The following is a 22,022-nucleotide window of genomic DNA, read 5'->3' on the forward strand; positions in this document are numbered from 1 at the left end:
CATGAGCAAGACCAGTATCCCAAGCCTGATACAGAAAAAGCAGCAGGGCGAGAAATTCGCCGTTGTCACCTGCTATGACGCCAGTTTTGCGCAACTGGTCGAGAACGCGGGCATCGAAGCCATTCTGGTTGGCGATTCGCTGGGCATGGTACTTCAGGGGCACGACTCTACTCTGCCGGTCAGCGTTGACGACATGGTCTATCATACCGCGAGCGTAGCCAGGGGTTGCCGCGCGCCACTGATCATCAGCGATCTGCCGTTTGGGAGTTACCACAGCCAGCAGCAATGCCTGGACAACGCCAGCACGCTGATGCGCGCCGGTGCACAGCTCGTGAAACTGGAAGGCGGCGCCTGGCTTACCGACAGCATCGAGCTGCTTAGCCGGGCCGGCATCCCTGTCTGTGGCCATCTCGGCTTAACGCCCCAGTCGGTCAATGTGCTCGGCGGCTACCGCGTGCAAGGCCGAAACGACGACCAGGCCAAGCACATTCTCGATGACGCCCTGGCACTGGAAGCCGCAGGCGCCGCTATGCTGGTACTCGAATGCGTCCCGCAGACACTGGCGGCCGAGATCACCCAGGCACTCCGTATTCCGGTTATCGGCATTGGCGCCGGACCGCAGACAGACGCTCAAGTACTGGTACTCCACGACCTGCTTGGCATCACAGCCAAGACCGCCCGCTTTGTACGCAACTTCGCCGATGGCAGCAGCAGCATTGAAGATGCCCTGTGCCGCTACCGCAACGCCGTCCTCGATGGCAGCTTCCCAGCAGCTGAGCACTGCTTTGACTAAGGCACAAAATCGTCGGAAACTGTTACTCTGAGAAACAAAAATTCGGGGTAACAAATCCATGAATTTTTTGTTACCAAGGCATTGAACGGCCATAATGATTGGGGCATACTTGCCCGCCACCGTGAAACTGGTCAGTTTATAACCAGTGTAATCAGCGAAAACACGCGCTCGGTGGAACAGGTCGCCAGCCCGCGGAATGCGCGGACTGACTTCACAGCAAACTGCCTCTGCCTACATTGCAGAGATCGAGATTGGGAAGTTAGGTGGTATGAAAACATACAGCTCAGCCGCAGCGCTCCGAACCGCCATTCACAGCGCGCGCCGCGCCGGTAAAACTGTTGCCTTCGTTCCCACTATGGGGAATCTGCACGAGGGTCATATCTCTTTGGTTCGCAGGGCCTCCCGCGAAGCCGATATTGTGGTGGTCAGCATTTTTGTGAATCCACTGCAATTTTCCGCCAGCGAGGACCTCAGCACATACCCGCGCACCTTGGCGGCCGACAAGGAAAAGCTGTTCGCCGAAGGCGTCCAGTTTTTGTTCCTGCCCACGGTAGAAGAGATCTATCCCGAGGGCATGGACCAGCACAGCAAGGTTTCAGTTCCCGTCGTATCAGAAGGACACTGCGGAGCCAATCGACCCGGGCATTTCACCGGCGTATCAACGATTGTGACCAAGCTGTTCAATATTGTGCAGCCCGACACTGCCGTATTTGGAGAGAAAGACTTTCAACAACTCAGCGTCATCCGCAAGATGGTCAGCGACCTGTGCATGCCCATCAATATTATTGGTGTGGCAACGGCGCGCGCTGAAGATGGCCTGGCGCTGAGCTCACGCAACGGTTACCTCAGCGACATACAACGCCAGCAGGCGCCGGAACTCCACCGGGTATTGCAGGAACTGCGCGAAGCCATTGCTTGTGGCTACGACAGCTATGTTGAGCTGGAGAGTCATGCTCGCCTTGCACTGCTTGAAGCGGGCTTTGAACCGGATTACGTGAATATTTGCGACGCTCGCAGCCTCGCTGAAGTTCGCCCCGAAACGGAAGAAGTTGTTATACTAGCCGCCGCCAAGTTGGGCTCGACTCGGCTTATCGACAACGTCACCCTGACCCTGAATCCCAGTACTGACTGGGGCATGCTGGCCGCCAACTAAACTAGCCGCCAGTCAGACTGAAGAGAAAGGAACAGCGTTATGCAGTCCGTTATGCTGAAAGCCAAACTCCACAAAGCGCGCGTGACCCACGCCGTCTTGGATTATGAGGGTTCCTGCGCCATCGATGGCAAACTGCTCGACATGGCAGGCATCCGCGAGTTTGAGCAAATCCAGATATACAATGTCACCAATGGCAATCGCTTCACCACTTACGCGATTCGCGGTGAGGAAAACACAGGCATCATTTCTATCAATGGTGCTGCCGCGCACAAAGCCGGTGTTCATGACACAATCATCATTTGCGCTTATGCCAGCTACACTGAAGCGGAGCTGATTAATTTCAAGCCCCGCCTGATTTACATGAATCCAGACAATAGCGTCAGCCACTCAAGCAACGCGATTCCCATTCAGGTCGCCTGATTCCCATAAAGCCGCCCATCCGAGGCGGCTTTTTTATTTCCCCTCTACCCCTTCCGCAGCGCTTCGACTTTAGTCTAGTTGGGCTTCAATGCCCCTGCAGCAGGGAGTATCCTCTGTTACATACCCGCGCCGCCTCGACGCGCTGCCGCCATAATAATTGTAACGAAGGATGCATCATGACGACGTTTACCCCGCACCCCGTACCGGAAGAATTCGCGCGCAATGCCCACATCAACCGCGAGCGCTACGATGAAATGTATGAGCGTTCCATCAATGACGCCGATGCATTCTGGTCAGAACAGGCTGAAGAGTTTCTCACCTGGGACGCCCCCTGGAACAGCGTCTGCGAGTACGACTTCCCCAAGGGCGAAGCCCGTTGGTTTGATGGCGGCAAACTCAATGTCAGCGCCAACTGCATAGATCGACATCTCGCTACCCGCGCAGACCAGACGGCAATCATCTGGGAGGGCGACGACCCTGCCGACAGCCGCCACATCACATACGCCGAACTGCACAGCGAAGTCTGCAAACTGGCGAATGTGCTGAAAGACCGCGGCGTATCCGCGGGTGACCGAGTTTGCATTTACATGCCGATGATCCCGGAAGCGGCGTATGCCATGCTCGCCTGCACCCGCATCGGGGCCGTTCACTCCATCGTGTTCGGTGGCTTCTCGCCCGAGGCGCTGAAAGACCGCATTCAAAATGCCAAGTGCAAAGCACTGATTACCGCCGACGAGGGCGTGCGCGGCGGCCGCAAGGTTCCGCTGAAAGAAAATGCGGACAAAGCACTTAAAGACTGCCCCAGCGTCGATACTTGTATTGTCGTCAAACGCACTGGCGGCAAGGTAAACTGGGAAGAAGGCCGCGACGTCTGTTACACAGAAGCCACTGCCGCCGCCAGCGCTGACTGCCCGGCGGTTCCCATGGATAGTGAAGCCCCCCTGTTTATTCTTTATACCTCTGGCTCCACCGGCAAACCCAAAGGCGTACTCCACACAACAGCGGGCTACCTGCTGCAATCGGCAATGACCTTCAAGTATGTCTTCGACTATAAAGATGGTGAGATTTACTGGTGTACCGCTGACATTGGCTGGGTAACCGGTCACAGCTACATGGTCTACGGACCGCTCGCAAACGGCGCCACCACTTTGCTGTTTGAAGGCGTTCCCACCTACCCCGACGCTTCACGCGCTTGGCAGGTGGTCGATAAGCACGACGTGAATATTTTCTATACCGCGCCGACGGCCATTCGCGCCCTGATGGGTGAGGGTGATGAATATGTCGACCGCTGTTCGCGCAGCAGTCTTCGCCTGTTAGGTACAGTAGGTGAACCCATCAACCCGGAAGCCTGGGAGTGGTACTACCGAGTAGTCGGCGACAAACGCTGCCCCATTGTCGACACCTGGTGGCAAACCGAAACCGGCGCCCATATGCTCACGCCCCTGCCGGGCGCGATCCCGATGAAGCCCGGCTCGGCTACCAAACCCTTCTTTGGCGTTGAACCCGCTCTACTCGATAACGACGGTCACGAAATTGAGGGGCCCGGTGAAGGCCTGCTGGTTATCAAGCGCTCCTGGCCCAGCCAGATTCGAAGCGTATACGGCGATCACCAACGCATGATCGACACCTATTTCAGCACGCATCCCGGCTACTACTTCACGGGGGATGGCGCGCGCCGCGATGCTGACGGCGATTACTGGATTACCGGTCGCGTCGACGACGTACTGAATATTTCCGGCCACCGCATGGGCACCGCTGAAGTGGAAAGTGCACTGGTATTACACGAGAAGGTTGCTGAAGCGGCGGTGGTTGGCTACCCCCACGACGTTAAAGGGCAGGGCATCTACGCCTATGTCACATTGATGCACGACGAAGTCGGCGACGAATCGCTGATCAAGGAGTTGACCGCACTCTGTGTTCAGGAAATTGGCCCTATCGCCAAACCCGATGTCATTCAGTGGGCCCCTGGCCTGCCGAAAACCCGCTCCGGCAAAATCATGCGTCGCATCCTGCGCAAGATCGCCTCGAATGAGCTGGAGAACCTCGGCGACACCTCAACACTGGCAGATCCAGCGGTCGTCGACGAACTGATTGAACACCGGCACAACAAATAGTCACTCATAAAAAACGGAGCCAAAAGGCTCCGTTTTTGCTCACGAACATTCCGCGACTAGGTTCAGTACGTCAGCTCGTCCTCAGCAACATCCATCAAAGCGTCTGCACCGGCCAGCATTGCCTGCTTGTGACTGGCGGTTCTCGGCAGCAGCCGCTGGAAGTAGAAGCGTGCCGTTTTGATTTTCCCTCTGTAGAGCGGGTCGTCGTTACCATCGGCCAACTGACGCTGGGCAACTTCCGCCATCTGGGCCCAGATGTAAGCAAAAGCGATATAGCCGGAGTACATCAGATAATCCACCGATGCCGCGCCAACCTCATCGGCGTTATTCATGGCTTTTTCACCCACAGCCATTGTCACTTCGCCCCACTCTTTGTTCAGCACAGCCAGCGGCTCAACAAACTCCGCCATCGCGGCATTCTCTTTGTGGGCCTCACAGTATTTGTGAATCAGCTTGGTAAAGTTGCGCAGCACCGCGCCGCCGCTTCCCATCACTTTCCGGCCCAACAGGTCCAGCGATTGAATTCCGGTCGTCCCTTCATATACTGTGGAAATACGGTTATCGCGGGCAATCCGCTCCATACCGTGCTCCCAGATATAGCCGTGGCCACCGAACACCTGCATTCCGAGATACGTCACTTCCTGAGCCGTTTCCGTGCAGAAGGCCTTGGCGATTGGCGTCAGCAGCTCAAGCAACTGCGTTGCGCTTTCCTGCTGCTCTTCACTTCCGTGGCGAGTCAAGTCCACTTGCTGCGCCAGCCAGTAAATAAACGCCCTCTGGCCTTCAATAAAGGCTTTTTGAGTCAGTAGCATACGGCGAACATCCGGATGCACCAGAATCGGATCGGCGGGGCCATCCGAGTTCTTCGGACCGGTGAGAGAACGCATTTGCAGGCGCTCACGGGCATAGTCCATCGCCCCCTGATAGGCGACCTCCCCCATCGCCAGCCCCTGCAAAGCGGTACCCAGTCGTGCAGCGTTCATCAACTTGAACATGATTTCCAGGCCGCGATTCTCCTCACCGAGCAGTACCGCACGCGCGCCATCGTAATTCATCACACAGGTTGCAGAAGCCTTGAGCCCCATCTTCTTCTCGATAGCGCCACAACTGATATTGTTGAAATCCCCCATCGAACCGTCTTCATTCACCCAGTATTTGGGTGCGATAAACAGCGAGATACCCTTAGTCCCCTCCGGCGCTCCGTCCACTCTCGCCAGAATGGCGTGAATGATATTGTCGGTCATGTCCTGCTCACCGCCGGAGATAAATATCTTGGTGCCCTGCAAGGTGTAGGTGCCATCGTCGTTGCGGGTCGCTTTCGTGCGCAGCAGACCAACATCCGAACCACAGTGGGCCTCGGTCAGGCACATGGTGCCCGCCCATTCTCCACTGAGCAGCTTGGGCAAATAACGCTGTTTCTGCTCCTCTGTACCGCCATTCAGCAAGCACGTCACCGGCGCCAGCGCCAAACCGCCATACATGCTGAATGCCCAGCTCGGCGAACCGACCATTTCGCCGATCACCGTACCAATTGACGACGGCAAGCCCTGACCGCCTTCTTCCACTGGAATACTCAGCGACTGCCAGCCACCCTCACCCCACTGACGGAAGGCTTCCTTAAAGCCGTCCGGTGTAGTGACCTTGCCGCCGTCAAACTTACAACCCTGTTCATCGCCATTGGCCGCTATCGGGCCGACGACGTTCTCGGCAAACTTGGCGCCTTCACCAATCACCGCATCGACGACGTCCATATCCGGCCGCTCACAACCTTGCAGCGAAGCATAGTGTTGTTCGCTGTTCAGAAACTCTTTCAGAACGAAATTAATATCGCGCAGGGGCGCTTTATAGTCGGCCATGGCAAACCTCAACTTGCTGTATCAGATACGGGAAACCGCCGCAGCTTAGCAGATATGCATCGAGGGATAAGTAACATTGGAGGTCAACAGGCGAACAGATCGTGCGCCTGCGGGTGGCAACGGCTAGCAGGCAAGCCAGCAATAACCGTAAGCAGGTAGCAGCAGACTTCCCTGTTCGGCAACGATCTCGGCACCGCTTAACAGCTCGAACCAGCGCCTGTCGGTATCGAGGTTCAGCTCAGCCAGTGGCAGTGTTTGCTTCTCTGCGCTGAAGTTGTAAATCGCCAACAGGGTTTGCGGCGCTCCCTCGCTGCGACTTTCCCGCCTCAAGCCAAACAGCTTGTCCCCGAGATGGAGCGGGAACTGGGCAGCGTTGGGATGAAACGCGGGCTGTTCAGCCCGCTTGCTGATCATCGTTTTCAGCGCATCAAAGACACGGCGATGGTGGCTGTTGCTACCATGTTCCAGTGCGGCCTCCAGCTCGTCAGCTTGCCATTGGTGGCGATTGATCGAGCGGTTGTGATTGCTGTGAGCCACGCGGTTCAAATCATTTCCCGTCGCCAACAGACTGTGAATATAGAATGCGGGAATACCCTGCAAAGACAGCATTACAGCATGGGCACACAGGAAACGTGCTTCCTGATAACCATCTTCACCGGCGCCGTGACGGCGACGCATGGCATCAAACAGACTGATATTAATTTCATAGGGGCGATTCTCGCCATTACCCAGCGCCCGCCACGACACAAGCCCCCCACTCTCCTCCATCAACCCCACCAGCCGATTAATCTCATCGTCATCCAGCAAGCCCTCTGCAGGCCGCAGGCCGATACCATCATGCGAGGCGATAAAGTTGAAGTACGTCGTGCCATCCTGTGCCGCAGGCATCCCCATCATCCAGCGATTGAGCGCCGAACTGTCGCCACTGACCAGAGCGCTCAGCAGCAGCGGCGGCAAAGAGAAGTTGTAAACCAGATGCGCTTCGTTGGCGTTGCCGAAATACGCTAGGTTCTCGCGCAGAGGAATATTGGTCTCAGTAATCAGAATGGCATCGGGGGCCGCATGCTCTATCAGACTGCGCAGCAGGCGTACCATTTCATGCGTTTGATTCAGATTCAGGCAATTCGTCCCCGGCTCCTTCCAGAGAAAGGCAACCGCATCCAGCCGGAAGATGCGCACCCCCTGATCGAGGTAATGGCGAACAATTCGCACAAATTCCAACAGCACTTCAGGGTTGGCAAAATTGAGATCGACCTGATCGTGACTGAATGTACACCAGACGTGTCGCTTGCCATCGAGCGTCTGCACCTCGGCAAGTAACGGGCTTGTTCTAGGCCGCACCACCGCCGAAAGATCCCACTCGGGGTCCGCTTCGACAAAATAATCCTTGCCGGGGTCGCGGCGCTGCTTGAAGTTTTCAAACCACTGACTGCGGCTTGAGCAGTGATTGATAACCAGATCGGCCATGACATCGAAGTCACGGGAAATCGCATTAATGTCCTGCCATTCCCCCAACGACGGATTCACCTCAACGTAGTTGATCACCGCAAAACCGTCGTCGGAACTCCAGGGGTAAAACGGCAAGATATGCACACCGGAAATAACCCCGCGGCACTCTCGACGCAAAAAGTCGTGAAGCGTGTGCAGCGGCCACTCGCCCTCTCGCTGAAGACTGTCGCCGTAGGCGATCATCAAACAGTCCCGCTCGTCCCAGAGATTTTTATGCGCCTCCGGCATAAAGCAGCGCTGATCCAGCTCCATCAACTCGATCAGCAACTCCACCAGCCGCGACAGCTCCCGCTGGGGATAGATCTGCTCAAGATGCGCGTAGAGTTTATCGCGCAAATGCGACTGGGGGTTGCTATCCGTCATGCACCAAACTCGTCCAAATCAGCGGCAACGGCGTCATAAAGCGCCGTCAACAATTCCGGCTCCGCACTGCACACCCGATTCCAACTCGGGATGAAAGGTGTTTCCATAGGGTTATCCAGGAAGGCATTCCCCGCCTTAACCAGATTGGCGGCAAACAACTCCACGGCTTCTTCTTCGCGATGCAAATCCAGGTCCAAGCCGTTCATTACCGCATCATTTCGGTAGCTCTCCACAAAATCGAGCGCCACCCTGAAGTAGGTCGCCTTGATGGAACGGAAGGTTTCGCTGTTAAACACAACACCATTCGTGGCCAACTTGCGGAAAATCGCCTTGGAGATATCGATCGACATTTTCGACAAGCCACCAGTATCGTTATCCGCTGACAGCGATTGGTGCTTGTGATCATAGCTGTCCGCAATGTCTACCTGGCACAGCCGGTTGGTAGAGTAGTTGCGATACATTTCCGACAGCACGCCAATCTCCAGGCCCCAATCACTGGGAATACGCAGGTCGTTCAACACATCCCGGCGCATCGAGAACTCACCGGAAAGCGGATAGCGGTAACTGTCCAGATAGTCGAGGTAGTCGAGATCGCCCAGCACTTTTTTCAGCGAGCGGATCAGTGGCGTCACCAGCAGGCGACTGACACGACCGTTCATGCGCCCATCCGCGACACGGGCGTAAAAGCCTTTGCAGAATTCGTAGTTAAAGCCGGGATTGGCCACTGGATAAAACAACTGAGCAAGCAGCCGACGGTCGTAGGTGAGAATGTCGCAGTCGTGCAGCGCAATCGCCTCGCTCTGCCCCGACGCCAGCACATAACCGAGGCAATACCAGACATTCCGCCCCTTGCCCGGTTCTTGCGGCGATAATCCTCGCGCCTGGAGACGCTCATCAATGGCGCGCAGCCGTGGGCCATCGTTCCACAGCACACGGTGCGGTTGAGGCAAGCGGCTGAAAAATTTCAGCGCATGTCGATACTGCGCTTCGTCAGCCTGATCGAGGCCGATAATAATCTCATTGATGTAGGGCACCTTGGCGATCTCATCAATGATGTGACCAAGAGCCGGCCCCTCCAGCTCAGAAAACAACGATGGTAATACCAACGCCATCGGACGGTGCCGTGCGAAGCCACTCAGCTCGGCTTCCAGTGCCTCGATGGGCCGGTCAACAAGATTATGAAGTGTGGTAATGATGCCGTTCTGATAAAAATCAGCCATGGTACTGCATTCCCCTTATTGTTGTGTCTGACAGGACCGCCCGGCATTGGCCACCCTATCATTCCGCAAGCCTCGTTCGCGATCCGGGGCCTGCGCAGTATTAAGGCATTTTCCGTGCCGCCTGCCCCTATAGCTTATAACAAGGCCAACAAACTGCTATTCCACCCCGCCGGACCACATTCGTCGGTAATGTGTATCCGCCCTGAGGGAGCCGGCACGAGTGGCGGCTCATGGTGGGCAGAGCGGATAATCACCCCTTCGTCCGCCAGTGCAAGCATGGCGACATCGTTCTCCCCGTCCCCCAGTGCAATACAGCGTGGCGCAGTACACCCGGGAATTAATCTGGGCGCCAGCCAGCGCATGGCGCGCCCCTTATCGCAGTCACCAATGATGTGAGTAAACCGCCCGCCACGAAGTGCCTGCAAGCCTTCAGCGGCAAGCATGTCAGAAAATGCCTGCCAGTTGGCATCACTTCCCTGCCATACAATCGGCTCAGAATACTCGCGCTGCAGTGCCAACACCGCCCCCTCCGGGGGCAAGCCGGTCAGCTCGCACACTTTCGGTGCATCCATATCGGAAAATCCGGTGAAAACCGGGCCATGTTCCTCACGCCAGTCTCGAATCACACGCAGAATATGCTGACGCCCGGGAGCCAGCGCTTTGACTTTCCCCCAAGGCGATGACTCCAGGCCCTCAGGCTCCGCCACCACGGCGTTCTCTGGAAAAACCACCGCAGCGCCATTTTCAACAATATACGGGTAGGGATTATTCAGATGCTGGCGCAGCTCTGCCAGCTCAGCGGCCGTTTTGCTGGTATTAAGTATCCAGGGAATTTGCTGGTCATCCAGCGTTGCAAGGGCCTCTGCCGCAGGGGCAAAGGAATAGTTATCATGATCGAGAAGGCTGCCATCAAGGTCGGTAAAAACGGCGGTGTTTGCGGTCACCCAGGACTCCCTTTGTAGCTCAACGAAACAATACTGCGGCGCTCATCCATCGTCATCACCGCATCGGCTCGCGCAGGTAATACGCTTAATGCATGTCGGGTCAGGCGTTCATAATGACTGACAAAGCGGAGAATTTCAGCCGAACTCATAAAGTGAGCGCTGTCATCATCGGCACGCCGGGCCGCCATTTTCTGCTCCTGTTCTTCCCGCCAGCTCGCAACACAGTCGAAGCTTGGCGCTTTTAACATCAGCAAGCAGTCAAGCTCTGCAAACAGCTGTTGATAGCTCCCGGCAAGCTGATCATTGACCCAGCGCCGCCAGCGGCCATCGCTATCTTCCTCGGCTTCCAGTGCATTAATCGGATCGGCGAGCTCTGATTCCGCCTGCGGCGGCACCCCGAGGCACCAACCCTCCAAAATAATGACATCCACAGCGCCAACACGCGGCCAGTCAACGACTTCACAGCGATCGTCCCGCGCTTTATCGAACCGCGGCAGTGCCGTGGGGCGACCCGCGCGCAAGTCCTCCAGTGTTCCCAACGCGAGCGGCAGGTCATGCGTGCCCGGCACACCGCGTGTAGCCAACAGCGGATGCTGATGACTACCAAGACGCAGGCGCTCACCGCGCGGCAGATAAAAATCGTCCAGCGAGAGGCAGGCAACTCGCTTGCCGCAATGACGCCGCAAATACCACTGATAAAAGGCAGCAAGGGTAGACTTACCGCTGCCCTGTGCCCCGTGGATACCCAGCACTTTCGGCGCCGACAACTCGACAGCCAACCAGCGCTGAATAAAGGGTAGAAAATACTGGTCGACCTGCTGGCAATAGCTGGCTGGCAACGATTCGCTGCGCAGAAACTCATCAATTCCGGTCAAATCCGACATGGCTTGTCCCTCCCGGTCGCTCAGTCCGCCGACACTCAGGCACAGCGTAACCGATCTTTTTGACAGTGCGATGCACTGAGATGGGAAGACGTTAAGCAGATTTCTTGCCAGTGCGGCAAAAAGGGGGGGAAGGCAGCCGGACAGGAAGCACTCCAGTCCGGCAAACGATTAATGCACGTGGCCGTGCTCAATCTCTTCTGCAGATGCTTCGCGAACGTCGGCGATATTGACATCAAAATGCAGTGTTTGACCCGCCAGAGGATGATTGGCATCAACGGTAACATTTTCGTCGTCCACCGCTTTTACTACGACCAACTGTACTTGGCCACCCGCACCCTGGGCTTGGAACTGCATGCCAACTTCGATCTGGTCCACACCCTGGAAAGCGTCGCGAGGAACAGCTTGAACCAGCTCTGGGTTCACTTCGCCGTAGGCATCAGCAGGCTGAACTGTCACTTTCAGTGCATCGCCGGCAACTTTGCCTTCCAGTTCGCGCTCCAGCCCGGGGATGATACCACCGTGACCGTGCAGGTATGCGAGCGGCTCACCGCCCTGAGATGAATCCAGCTCTACCCCGTTGTCGTCGGTGAGCGTGTAGTGAAATGCCACCACGCAATCGTTGGCAATGTTCATGGGAACCTCCCGTTAAAATGAGGCGGCAAGCATGACAGCTTTACCCGCCGAGGTCACCCCGCGGGCCCGCTGAGAGCCGACTTTCCGGGACTTTTGCCAAGCTCATCCGTGCTCGATCATCTCCTGCCCCATATCAACAATGCGGCGGCGCAGCCAGATATGGCCTGGGTCGTGTTGCAACAGCGGGCTCCACGCCAACTTCAACTCGATGGGAATGATCATAAACGGCGGTTTACGCACTGCCAGGCGAGAGTCATCCGCATACAACTTGGCAACCTGAGTAGGCAGCGTCGCAATGAGATCAGGATGGCGAGCCAAGAGCGCGGCAACTTGATAGTGGCGGGTAAACACGCGAATCTGCCGCTCGTGCCCCACTTCAGCCAAGGCCTCGTCGACCCAGCCCAAACGCTGACTGTCGCGATGACTCATACCACGCCCCACACCCATGCCGGTTTTACTCACCCAGATGTGTGGCGCGGCCAGAAAAGCCTCCATATCAAAATTTTCCAAGGCTTTGTTTTCGCTGCTCATCAGGCAGGAGAAGCTGTCTCGCCATACCGTCGCCTGGTGAAATGACTGCGGCAGGCGATCAAAGCGGTTTACCGCCATATCAATCTTGCCCTGCTCCAGATCCTGAAAGGTCACGTCGGAGGGCGTGAGGATATCCAAAGTGATATTCGGTGCCTCATCCCGGAGCTTGAACAGCAAACGCGTAAGCAGCGTAGACTCGGCATAATCGCTGGCCATCACCCTGAACACCCGATTGCTGCGAGTCACCTCAAAGTCGGAAACCGGCAGCACCGCCTGCTCCACCGAAGCCAGAATATTTCGCACCTGCGGCTGAAGCTCCAGCGCTCGCTCGGTGGGCGTCATGCCCTCACTGGTACGCACTAGCAGCGGATCGTTGAACAGATCACGCAGGCGGCGCAGGCCATTACTCAATGCAGGCTGAGTAATGCCCAATTGCTCAGCCGCGCGCGTCACATTCTTTTCCCGCAGCAACACATCCAGATACACCAGCAGGTTGAGATCGATACGCGATAAATTCATGATAGGAATAGCTCCGAAGGGCTGCATAACACAGGATGATTATGCTCATTTTATCGCCAGCTCGCCAGCATTGCTGACGCGCCTGCGACACTCGTGGCCGAATATCAGACAAAAAAAGGCCCGGAAGAACCGGGCCAAGCCTCACTGACAGGAAAAAGTGGCGGCGGCGCTTAGGCGCCGTGCTTCGCCTTGAACTCAATACGACGGCGGTGGAGAACCGGCTCGGTGTAGCCGTTGGGCTGTTTGCAGCCCTCGAAGACCAGCTCGCAGGCGGCCTGGAAGGCCACACTGTCGTCAAAATTGGGAGCCATGTTGAGGTAAGCCGCATCACCGGCGTTCTGACGGTCAACGACGGCCGCCATACGCTTCATGGTCTCCATCACTTGCTCTTCCGTGCAGATGCCATGGCGCAGCCAGTTGGCAATGTGCTGGCTCGAGATACGCAGTGTTGCGCGGTCTTCCATCAGGCCTACATCGTTAATATCCGGCACTTTCGAACAGCCAACACCCTGGTCGATCCAGCGAACCACGTAGCCCAGAATCCCCTGTGCATTGTTGTCCAGTTCGTTCTGAATTTCCTCGGCGGACCAGTTGGTCTCAGCCGCAACCGGGAAGGTCAGAATATCGTCCAGTGATGCGCGTTGACGCTTAGCAATCTCTTCTTGCTGGCTGCGCACATTCACGTCGTGATAGTGCATCACATGCAGCGTCGCCGCGGTGGGTGATGGTACCCAGGCACAGTTGGCACCGGCTTTCGGGTGACCGATTTTGGCCTCCATCATTGCCGCCATTTCATCGGGCATCGCCCACATGCCCTTACCGATCTGCGCACGACCACTCAAGCCACAAGCCAGACCGATATCCACGTTCCAGTCTTCGTAGGCGCTGATCCACGCCTGCTGCTTCATGTCGGCTTTGCGCACGAAGGCGCCCGCTTCCATGCTGGTGTGAATTTCGTCGCCGGTGCGATCCAGGAAGCCAGTATTGATGAAGATCACGCGCTCTTTGGCTGCGGCAATACAGGCCTTAAGATTAACCGTAGTGCGGCGCTCTTCATCCATAATGCCGATTTTCAGGGTGTTGCGAGCCAGTCCGAGAGCATCTTCTACGCGGCTGAACAGTTCGGCAGCGAAAGCCACTTCCTCGGGGCCGTGCATTTTCGGCTTAACGATGTACACGCTGCCTTTACGCGAGTTGCGAACACGACCGTTACCCTGCAAGTCGTGCATGGAAGCCAGCACTGTAACCATGGCATCCATAATGCCTTCCGGCACTTCATTGCCATCGGCATCCAGAATGGCTTCGTTCGTCATCAGGTGGCCAACGTTGCGCACGAGCAGCAGCGAGCGGCCGTGCAAGGTTTTCTCACTGCCGTCAGGCGCGGTGAATACACGGTCTTCCACCATGCGGCGGGTCAGGGTTTTACCGCCCTTTTCGAAACGCTCTTCCAGGTCACCCTTCATCAGACCCAGCCAGTTGCGATAGACCACAACCTTGTCGTCAGCATCGACGGCAGCCACGGAGTCTTCACAGTCCTGAATGGTGGTCAGTGCTGCCTCCAGGCAAACATCCTTCACGCGTGCCGCGTCGGTCTTGCCAATAGGGTGCTCGCCATCAATTTGAATATCGATGTGCAGACCATTGTTAATCAGCAGCACATTGCTGGGCGCTTCAGCACTGCCCATATAGCCGGTAAATTTCTCAGGGCTTTGCAGGCCTGTTGTCGAACCGTCTTTCAGCGTTACCCGCAGACTGCCGTTGTCGATGCAATACGCGGTGGCGTCGGCATGACTGCCCGCCGCAAGCGGAACGTGCTTATTCAGAAAAGCTTTAGCGTAGGCAATGACTTTGTCGCCACGCACCGGATTGTAAGCTTTGCCCTTCTCTGCGCCACCTTCTTCGGAAATAACATCAGTGCCGTATAATGCATCGTAGAGGCTACCCCAGCGCGCGTTGGCGGCATTGAGTCCGAAACGAGCGTTCATTACCGGTACAACCAGCTGAGGGCCAGCCAGGGTGGCAATCTCGTCGTCTACGTTTTCCGTAGCAATGCTAAAATCAGCGGGTTCGGGAAGCAGGTAGCCAATGTCGCTCAGGAACTGCTTGTAAGCGGCCGCATCGAAGTTAGCGGCATTGTCGTGGTGCCACTGGTCGATCTGAGCCTGAATAGCGTCGCGCTTGGCAAGCAGTTCGCGGTTGCGGGGCGCCAGGTCACGGATAATGTCTGCAAAAGCCGTCCAGTACGCATCGGTGTCCACGCCGGTGCCCGGAGCAATCTCCTCATTGACCAAGCGATAAAGCAGCTCGGCAATTTGTAAACCACTATGCTGAACCCGGTTGGTCGACGCAGACATGGGAACTCCTTAAAACTGGTTAGCGACGCTCATTGGAAAACGGTGAAATGGGTAATCCCTCACCTAATGTAGCCCACATCCTAGCCAGCGGGGGATAATTCTACAAATTTATCCATATTATTATTGTTATTTCACAAATGAATGAAGCGACTTCAAGTCGATCCCTATAGAAAGGAAGCAGCACCTCGCATCCAGCCATTTTGTTATAACAGATAGAATCATGATCACCAGAATTTATTATTCTCAATAAAAATAACGATCATAAAAACTATAAATTAGGTAAATCTTAAAATTCCTCCTACACTTCCCTCCGTCACTATCACTTGTCCTCACTTTAGGAAGGGATCGACCATGTCACAGTATCAAAAAGACATCGAGGCTATCGCTAGCCTGCGCGAAGCAATGGGAAGCGGCTGGAGAGACATCACTCCCGAGTACGCGGCTCGTATGAAAACCCAGAACCGTTTCAAAACGCACCTGGACATCGCCAAATACACTGCCGGCATCATGCGCAAAGACATGGCCGACTACGATGCTGACACTGCCAAGTACACTCAATCTCTGGGCTGCTGGCACGGCTTCATCGGTCAGCAAAAGCTGATCTCTATCAAAAAGCACTTCGGCCACACTGACAAGCGTTACCTGTACCTGTCTGGCTGGATGGTTGCTGCACTGCGTAGCGAGTTCGGCCCTCTGCCCGACCAGTCTATGCACGAGAAAACCACCGTTGCTGACCTGATCCGCGAGCTGTACACCTTCCTGAAACAAGCCGACGCTTGGGAACTGAACCACCTGTTCCGCGATCTGGATGCCGCGCGCGACGCTGGCGACAGCGCAAAAGAAGCTGAGATCATCAGCAAGATCGACAACTACGAAACTCACGTTGTGCCCATCATTGCTGATATCGACGCTGGCTTCGGTAACGCAGAAGCGACTTACCTGATGGCCAAGCAAATGATCGAAGCGGGTGCTTGCTGTATCCAAATCGAAAACCAGGTTTCTGACGAGAAGCAGTGTGGCCACCAGGACGGTAAAGTTACTGTTCCTCACGCCGACTTCCTGGCGAAAATCCGCGCGGTACGCTACGCGTTCCTGGAGCTGGGTATCGACGACGGTGTAATCGTTGCTCGTACTGACTCTCTGGGTGCTGGCCTGACCAAGCAAATCGCGGTTACCAACGAGCCGGGCGACTTGGGCGACCAATACAACGCTTTCCTCGATGGCGATTACATCACTAGCGCTGACGAAATCCAAAACGGCGACGTGGTTGTTAAATCTAACGGCAAACTGCTCAAGCCCAAGCGTCTGCAAAGCGGCCTGTTCTGCTTCAAAGAAGGCTCCGGTGAAGACCGCGTTGTTCTGGACTGTATCACCAGCCTGCAGAACGGCGCCGACCTGCTGTGGATCGAAACCGAGAAACCTCACGTTGGCCAAATCGGCGGCATGGTAAACCGCATTCGCGAAGTGGTACCCAATGCGAAGCTGGTTTACAACAACAGCCCATCGTTCAACTGGACCCTGAACTTCCGTCAGCAAATCTTTGACGCGTGGTCAGCTGAGGGCAAAGACGTTTCTGCCTACGATCGTGCTCGCTTGATGAGCGCCGACTACGACGCCACAGATCTGGCGGCAGCCGCTGACGAGAAGATCCGCACCTTCCAGGCCGACGCATCTCGTGAAGCCGGTATTTTCCACCACTTGATCACTCTGCCGACTTACCACACTGCGGCACTGTCTACTGATCAACTGGCGAAAGGCTACTTCGGTGACCAAGGCATGCTGGCTTATGCTGGCGGCGTACAGCGCAAAGAAATCCGCGAAGGCATCGCGACCGTTAAGCACCAGGATATGGCTGGTTCTAACATCGGTGACGATCACAAAGAGTACTTTGCTGGTGACGCTGCGCTGAAAGCTGGCGGTAAAGACAACACCATGGGCCAGTTCGAGAACATCTAATCGGCAATTGGTGTATAAAAAGGGGCGGCAGCGATGTCGCCCCTTTTTTTGTATCTACTCACCAGCGCCAAAACCACCGCAACACAGGGAGTTTGCAATGACCATATCCACCCCCGACCTCTGCGACGAACACGGCGACGACGTTCGCGTACTGGAACTGTCACTGAAACACTACGGCGCCATCCATCACTTTGGCGGCGAAGTGGTCACTATCAAATGCTTTGAAGATAATTCGCTGGTAGCCGAACAGGTCAAACAACCCGGTGATGGCCGCGTGCTGGTCGTTGATGGCGGCGCGTCCCCACGTCGCTCATTATTGGGCGATAACCTGGCGGGCGCGGCGGTGAAAAACGGCTGGTCCGGCATTATTATCTACGGCTATTTGCGCGACGTAGAAGAAATTGCCCCCATGTCACTGGGTGTCCTGGCACTGGGGAGCGTACCGCGCAAAACTGACAAGCGTAACGAGGGGCAACTGAATGTCCCGCTGCACTTTGGCGGCATTACCATCGCCCCTGGCGACTTTGCCTACGCTGACGAAACCGGTGTTATCTTCGCCGAAAAAGCGCTGGTAAGCTAAACCAACTGCGGGGGAGCGACACTCCCACCCCGCGACAATGACGTCACAATAACAGGATGCACACCATGAAACTGGGACTACTACTGGGATACTCGGGCGCTAAATTGAAATTGCCCATGGACGATATCAAACACGCGGAATCATTGGGCTTCGACTCAGTGTGGACAGCAGAAGCCTACGGCTCTGACGCCGTCACTCCCGCCGCCTGGATTCTGGCTCAGACCGACAAAATTAAAGTCGGCACCGCCATCATGCAAATGCCAGCACGTTCTCCGGCGATGGCAGCCATGACCGCCATGAGCCTGGACCACCTTTCCGATGGTCGCTTTATTGTCGGTCTCGGCGCCTCCGGCCCACAGGTCGTCGAAGGCTGGCACGGCGTGCCTTACGGCAAGCCAGTCACCCGCACCCGCGAATACATCCAGATCATGAAGCAGATCTTTGAGCGCAAAGGCCCAGTGGAATTCGACGGCAAAATGTATCAGATGCCAAACAAAGGGGAAGGCACTACCGGCCTGGGCAAGCCACTGAAATCCATCTTGCACGGCGACCCCAGCATCCCTATTTACACCGCTTCGATTACTCCGGCAGGCGTCGCAGCCTCTGCTGAAGTGGCCGACGGTGTGTTCCCGGTGTGGATGAGCCCGGAGAAGTATTCCGTACTGGAGCCCAGCATCAATAAAGGCCTGGAAAAAAGCGGGCGCACGAAAGCCGACTTCGATGTCGCCCCCTTTGTCGGCGTCATCATGGATGACAATCTCGATGGCTGCCGCTACTTCATCAAGGACTTCCTGGCTCTTTACATAGGCGGCATGGGCGCCAAGGGTAAAAACTTCTATACCGACTACGCCACGCGCATGGGTTACGGCGACGCGGCTGAAAAAGTACAGGATCTGTACCTGGCCGGTAAAAAAGACGAAGCCCGCGATGCCATTCCCAATGATTTGGTAGATGAAATTGCCATGGTTGGCCCTGAAGCCCGCATTCGCGAGCGCGCCAAAGACTGGAAAGCGGCCGAGCAACGCGGCGAAGTCGGCACCATGATCCTCAACTGCCAGCAAGCAGAAGCACGGGAAGTGATGGCCGACTGCTTCCTGTAAAACACGTCGCCCGGCCGATGACCGGGCTTCGTTTTTCCATAAAAGTCGGGCAGACTGCACGCAGACCAACGGCCCACAGGACAGACCCTCGCAATGACTGCTGTTACCCGTCGCCTCGCCATGGCCATTCTGAATGGCTTTGATGCGTTTTTTGCCGAATTCAAAAACATCACGCTGGGTGCGCAGGCGCGATTCGAAGCCGCTGACTGGCACGCCTCCCAAGCGGCAATGCAGGCGCGATTGAACCTCTGGAAGCAAAAGCGGGTTATTGTGGCGGAAGCTGCCTACACCATTACCGGCGGCAGCGTAGAAAACCGCGATCACTGGGAAATCGCCAAGCAGGAATACGCTGAGCTGATTCAAAATCACGACAATTTCGAGATCGCCCAGTCTTTCTTTAACTCGATTTACTGCTACGTGTTCAAGCACGAAAAAATACGCGACCAGCACACCTTTGCCACCACCTCCGTCGGCCACCGAGGACCGATGGACAGCGACTCGATCCTGCGCCGCTATCACTTCAACGGTGAAAATGGCTCGTCGATTATCCGCCAGATGCTCGATGACTGTGAGTTCAATACGCCCTGGGAAGACCAGGAGCGCGACATCAACTTTATGATGAATGTCGTCAACGACGAATTGATCCCACGCATTCCCCGCGGCACGGGCGACATCTGGGTGGAAACCCTGGAATCGCTGTTCTTCCGCAACAAGGCCGCCTATCTCGTGGGCCGCGTTTACAGCGGCAGTTTCAGCCTGCCCTTTGTGCTGCCGATCCTGCACTCGGAAGAGGGCCCACTGTATGTGGATACCCTGCTCTACGACCCCGACGACATCTCGATTCTGTTCAGCTTCAGCCGCAGCTATTTTATGGTCGACGCCTCCATTCCCTCGGAGTATGTCGCCTTTTTGAAACGGCTGATGCCCCACAAGGAAACCTTCGAGCTGTATAACGCCATCGGCATGCAGAAACACGGCAAGAGCGAATTCTTCCGTTTCGCTGTGGCCGACACGCTGGAAAGTGACGCTCCTTATGTCATCGCGCCGGGCATCAAAGGTATGGTCATGCTCGTGTTCACCCGCCCGGATTTTGGCTATGTATACAAGGTGATTAAAGACCGATTTACACCGCCCAAGGAAATGACACGAGAACATGTTAAAAAGTGTTATAGCCTGGTTAAACGCTGGGATCGCGGTGGTCGCATGGCCGACACCCAAGAGTTCAACAACCTTGCCTTTGATCGCCGCCGCTTCTCTGACGAGTTGATTGAAGAGCTCTACAAGGAAGCGCCCTCGTTGGTTGAGGAAAATGGTAACGTGCTGATCCTCAAACACGTGTACATCGAGCGCAAAATGACACCGCTCAACCTGTACCTGAAAGACTGCGATGAGCAACAGCTTTACAGCATCATGGACGAGTACGGCACCGCGATTAAGCAACTTGCCGCCGGTAATATTTTCCCCGGCGATATGTTGCTGAAAAACTTCGGGGTCACCCGTCACGGTCGAGTCGTATTCTATGACTACGATGAAATCTGCCCGCTGACAGATTGCAACTTCCGCAAACTCCCCGAGCCGAAAACTGAGGAGCAGGCGATGGCCACCCAGCCCTGGTACGAGGTGAAGCCCGAGGACGTTTTCCCGGAGGAATTCCGCCTGTTCTTTTCCGGGAACCAGCGCGCCAAAAAAGTCTTCGACGAGCTGCACAGCGACCTGTATGACCCAGGGTACTGGCAAAGTCTGCAACAAAAAATCCGCGACGGCTTTGTGGCAGATGTGTTCCCCTATCGGAAGAAGCAGCGATTCCAGCAACGCGTCGAAGGCTACAACAGCCAGAGTGACTAGGCAGCTTCGCGCAGACATAAAAACGGCGCCTGCAAGGCGCCGTTTTTATGTGCAACGTTTATACAGGATTAAAACTGTACGCGGCCGCTGATACCAATAGAGTCGGTATCCAGATCGCCGACAAAGCTGCGTCGGAAGTCGGCTGCCACAGAAATCTGGGGAGCGACATAAAGGCGAATGCCCGCACCGAGAATCGCACCGCTGTCATCGCCGCGATCGTAGTCAGCATAGGCAAAACCGCCATAGAGGTTACCTTCGACATTATTGGTCAACCAGGTACGCGACATGGCGCTCGCCGTCAGCGTATCGCTATCACCGCTCCCGCGATCGGGATCAAGATAGCTGTAGTCCACCGCCAGCACCAGATCACTGCGCTGGGAAATCGACATGGGGTGACCAACCCCCAGACTGATGACATCGGCCTCACCTGGCTCAAAATCCAGTGAGCCAAGCGAGCCGCGAATGAAAACATCACTATTCAGTGAAAGCGAACCCCCGCCGTAGATATAGTCGCCATCGTTATCGTCCACTTCCACATCAGCCACACCCAATTCGGCATAGTTGTAGCTGAATTCCTTGGCGAGCAGCGGGCTGCTAAAACCAATACCCAGCAGCGCCAATGGCAGGGTGATTTTCAATGTTTGTCGATTCATGAGCTCTCTCCTTTTGGGATGAAGATGCCCTTTAGACGCGAACAGAGAACAGCGTTCCCCGACAGAGATGACTTTGTGACGCAGGATTCGAAATCAGGAAAAAACAGACAAAACAGGGAACTACAGCCACCTCCACGAGTCTGCCTGAACTATTGTTCAAGCAGAAAGCTTACCGGGCCGTCGTTGACGAGACTCACCTGCATATCCGCCCCGAACTGCCCGCACGCGACGGTCTCGTGGCGCGCTCGCAACCAGGCCAGCCCCTGCTCATATAAGGCCTCGGCATCCGCCGGAGCCGCTGCAGTAGAAAAGCCAGGACGGCGCCCTTTGCTGGTCTCCGCCGCCAGCGTGAACTGGGAAACCAGTAGAATGCCGCCACCGATATCTCGCAGCGATAAATTCATCCGGCCATCTTCGTCGGCAAACACCCGATAGTTGAGAATACGCTCAAGCAGCTTCTCCAGCCGACCGGCATCATCTCCCCGCTCCACACCGAGAAACACCAGCAGCCCCTGCTGAATTTCTCCCACACACTGCGCATTCACATCCACACGGGCCTGACGCACACGCTGTAATAAGGCTTTCATCGTACTCC

18 protein-coding genes are annotated in these 22,022 nt (G+C 55.9%); 8 read left to right on the top strand and 10 right to left on the bottom strand.

What is annotated here, in order from left to right:
• Nucleotide 1 precedes the first annotated feature (1 nt).
• From panB to acs, 4 genes are all read left to right on the top strand, one after another.
• Complete coding sequence (gene panB / locus AC5DB9_RS05860; RefSeq protein WP_022959368.1) at nt 2-793, top strand: 3-methyl-2-oxobutanoate hydroxymethyltransferase; 792 nt, start codon at nt 2-4, stop codon at nt 791-793.
• Between the two features lie 268 nt (nt 794-1,061).
• Nucleotides 1,062-1,946, top strand: coding sequence for a pantoate--beta-alanine ligase (gene panC / locus AC5DB9_RS05865; RefSeq protein ID WP_028968369.1), 885 nt, complete (start codon nt 1,062-1,064; stop codon nt 1,944-1,946).
• A gap of 39 nt (nt 1,947-1,985) precedes the next feature.
• Nucleotides 1,986-2,366 (top strand): aspartate 1-decarboxylase, encoded by a 381-nt coding sequence (gene panD / locus AC5DB9_RS05870; RefSeq protein ID WP_272991549.1) that lies wholly within the window; start codon nt 1,986-1,988, stop codon nt 2,364-2,366.
• 176 nt (nt 2,367-2,542) lie between these two features.
• Nucleotides 2,543-4,480: an acetate--CoA ligase gene (acs, locus tag AC5DB9_RS05875; RefSeq protein ID WP_272991552.1), complete on the top strand. Its 1,938-nt coding sequence runs from the start codon at nt 2,543-2,545 to the stop codon at nt 4,478-4,480.
• Between the two features lie 62 nt (nt 4,481-4,542).
• Here acs and AC5DB9_RS05880 read toward each other — a convergent pair whose 3' ends face one another.
• From AC5DB9_RS05880 to AC5DB9_RS05915, 8 genes are all read right to left on the bottom strand, one after another.
• A complete protein-coding gene (locus tag AC5DB9_RS05880) occupies nt 4,543-6,336 on the bottom strand; it encodes an acyl-CoA dehydrogenase C-terminal domain-containing protein (RefSeq protein WP_272991553.1) in 1,794 nt (597 codons plus the stop codon).
• A 123-nt stretch (nt 6,337-6,459) separates the two neighbouring features.
• Nucleotides 6,460-8,208, bottom strand: a complete 1,749-nt coding sequence (locus tag AC5DB9_RS05885; RefSeq protein ID WP_272991555.1) for an alpha-amylase family glycosyl hydrolase — start codon at nt 8,206-8,208, stop codon at nt 6,460-6,462.
• Nucleotides 8,205-9,428 (bottom strand): glycosyltransferase family protein, encoded by a 1,224-nt coding sequence (locus AC5DB9_RS05890; protein ID WP_022959362.1) that lies wholly within the window; start codon nt 9,426-9,428, stop codon nt 8,205-8,207. The genes AC5DB9_RS05885 and AC5DB9_RS05890 overlap by 4 nt, the downstream gene beginning before the upstream one ends.
• Nucleotides 9,429-9,562: 134 nt before the next feature.
• Nucleotides 9,563-10,372 carry an HAD-IIB family hydrolase gene (locus AC5DB9_RS05895; RefSeq protein ID WP_272991558.1) on the bottom strand — a complete coding sequence of 270 codons (810 nt, stop codon included), beginning with the start codon at nt 10,370-10,372 and terminating at the stop codon, nt 9,563-9,565.
• Nucleotides 10,369-11,256, bottom strand: coding sequence for a hypothetical protein (locus AC5DB9_RS05900; protein ID WP_272991559.1), 888 nt, complete (start codon nt 11,254-11,256; stop codon nt 10,369-10,371). Before AC5DB9_RS05900 ends, AC5DB9_RS05895 begins: the two co-directional genes overlap by 4 nt.
• Nucleotides 11,257-11,424: 168 nt before the next feature.
• Nucleotides 11,425-11,889, bottom strand: coding sequence for an FKBP-type peptidyl-prolyl cis-trans isomerase (locus AC5DB9_RS05905; RefSeq protein WP_022959359.1), 465 nt, complete (start codon nt 11,887-11,889; stop codon nt 11,425-11,427).
• A gap of 102 nt (nt 11,890-11,991) precedes the next feature.
• On the bottom strand, nt 11,992-12,939 hold the full coding sequence (locus AC5DB9_RS05910; protein ID WP_028968368.1) for a LysR family transcriptional regulator: 948 nt from the start codon (nt 12,937-12,939) through the stop codon (nt 11,992-11,994).
• 170 nt (nt 12,940-13,109) lie between these two features.
• Entirely contained in the window at nt 13,110-15,293 is a 2,184-nt protein-coding gene (locus tag AC5DB9_RS05915) for a malate synthase G (RefSeq protein ID WP_272991562.1), read from the bottom strand.
• A 351-nt stretch (nt 15,294-15,644) separates the two neighbouring features.
• Here AC5DB9_RS05915 and AC5DB9_RS05920 point away from each other — a divergent pair, with 351 nt between their 5' ends.
• The 4 genes from AC5DB9_RS05920 to aceK all read left to right on the top strand — a co-directional run bounded on the left by AC5DB9_RS05920 (nt 15,645) and on the right by aceK (nt 20,774).
• Nucleotides 15,645-17,249 (top strand): isocitrate lyase, encoded by a 1,605-nt coding sequence (locus AC5DB9_RS05920; protein WP_022959356.1) that lies wholly within the window; start codon nt 15,645-15,647, stop codon nt 17,247-17,249.
• Nucleotides 17,250-17,346: 97 nt separating this feature from the next.
• Nucleotides 17,347-17,829: a ribonuclease E activity regulator RraA gene (rraA, locus tag AC5DB9_RS05925; protein ID WP_022959355.1), complete on the top strand. Its 483-nt coding sequence runs from the start codon at nt 17,347-17,349 to the stop codon at nt 17,827-17,829.
• Nucleotides 17,830-17,894: 65 nt separating this feature from the next.
• Nucleotides 17,895-18,929 carry an LLM class F420-dependent oxidoreductase gene (locus tag AC5DB9_RS05930; protein WP_022959354.1) on the top strand — a complete coding sequence of 345 codons (1,035 nt, stop codon included), beginning with the start codon at nt 17,895-17,897 and terminating at the stop codon, nt 18,927-18,929.
• 93 nt (nt 18,930-19,022) lie between these two features.
• Nucleotides 19,023-20,774 (top strand): bifunctional isocitrate dehydrogenase kinase/phosphatase, encoded by a 1,752-nt coding sequence (aceK, locus tag AC5DB9_RS05935; protein ID WP_022959353.1) that lies wholly within the window; start codon nt 19,023-19,025, stop codon nt 20,772-20,774.
• 68 nt (nt 20,775-20,842) lie between these two features.
• Here aceK and AC5DB9_RS05940 read toward each other — a convergent pair whose 3' ends face one another.
• Entirely contained in the window at nt 20,843-21,427 is a 585-nt protein-coding gene (locus tag AC5DB9_RS05940) for a hypothetical protein (RefSeq protein WP_272991565.1), read from the bottom strand.
• A gap of 149 nt (nt 21,428-21,576) precedes the next feature.
• The gene (dtd, locus tag AC5DB9_RS05945; RefSeq protein ID WP_272991567.1) at nt 21,577-22,014 is read right to left on the bottom strand and encodes a D-aminoacyl-tRNA deacylase; all 438 of its coding nucleotides are present in this window, start codon (nt 22,012-22,014) and stop codon (nt 21,577-21,579) included.
• Nucleotides 22,015-22,022 lie beyond the last annotated feature (8 nt).

The sequence above is a fragment of the Spongiibacter sp. genome (assembly GCF_984394615.1).

Excerpts from the sequence above, each read along its gene's own strand:
- panB (WP_022959368.1), top strand. The coding sequence starts at position 2 with ATGAGCAAGACCAGTATCCCAAGCCTGATACAGAAAAAGCAGCAGGGC.
- AC5DB9_RS05890 (WP_022959362.1), bottom strand. The coding sequence starts at position 9,428 with ATGGCTGATTTTTATCAGAACGGCATCATTACCACACTTCATAATCTT.
- AC5DB9_RS05910 (WP_028968368.1), bottom strand. The coding sequence starts at position 12,939 with ATGAATTTATCGCGTATCGATCTCAACCTGCTGGTGTATCTGGATGTG.
- AC5DB9_RS05940 (WP_272991565.1), bottom strand. The coding sequence starts at position 21,427 with ATGAATCGACAAACATTGAAAATCACCCTGCCATTGGCGCTGCTGGGT.
- AC5DB9_RS05915 (WP_272991562.1), bottom strand. The coding sequence starts at position 15,293 with ATGTCTGCGTCGACCAACCGGGTTCAGCATAGTGGTTTACAAATTGCC.
- AC5DB9_RS05880 (WP_272991553.1), bottom strand. The coding sequence starts at position 6,336 with ATGGCCGACTATAAAGCGCCCCTGCGCGATATTAATTTCGTTCTGAAA.
- dtd (WP_272991567.1), bottom strand. The coding sequence starts at position 22,014 with ATGAAAGCCTTATTACAGCGTGTGCGTCAGGCCCGTGTGGATGTGAAT.
- AC5DB9_RS05900 (WP_272991559.1), bottom strand. The coding sequence starts at position 11,256 with ATGTCGGATTTGACCGGAATTGATGAGTTTCTGCGCAGCGAATCGTTG.
- panD (WP_272991549.1), top strand. The coding sequence starts at position 1,986 with ATGCAGTCCGTTATGCTGAAAGCCAAACTCCACAAAGCGCGCGTGACC.
- AC5DB9_RS05930 (WP_022959354.1), top strand. The coding sequence starts at position 17,895 with ATGAAACTGGGACTACTACTGGGATACTCGGGCGCTAAATTGAAATTG.
- aceK (WP_022959353.1), top strand. The coding sequence starts at position 19,023 with ATGACTGCTGTTACCCGTCGCCTCGCCATGGCCATTCTGAATGGCTTT.
- rraA (WP_022959355.1), top strand. The coding sequence starts at position 17,347 with ATGACCATATCCACCCCCGACCTCTGCGACGAACACGGCGACGACGTT.
- AC5DB9_RS05920 (WP_022959356.1), top strand. The coding sequence starts at position 15,645 with ATGTCACAGTATCAAAAAGACATCGAGGCTATCGCTAGCCTGCGCGAA.
- panC (WP_028968369.1), top strand. The coding sequence starts at position 1,062 with ATGAAAACATACAGCTCAGCCGCAGCGCTCCGAACCGCCATTCACAGC.
- AC5DB9_RS05905 (WP_022959359.1), bottom strand. The coding sequence starts at position 11,889 with ATGAACATTGCCAACGATTGCGTGGTGGCATTTCACTACACGCTCACC.
- AC5DB9_RS05885 (WP_272991555.1), bottom strand. The coding sequence starts at position 8,208 with ATGACGGATAGCAACCCCCAGTCGCATTTGCGCGATAAACTCTACGCG.
- acs (WP_272991552.1), top strand. The coding sequence starts at position 2,543 with ATGACGACGTTTACCCCGCACCCCGTACCGGAAGAATTCGCGCGCAAT.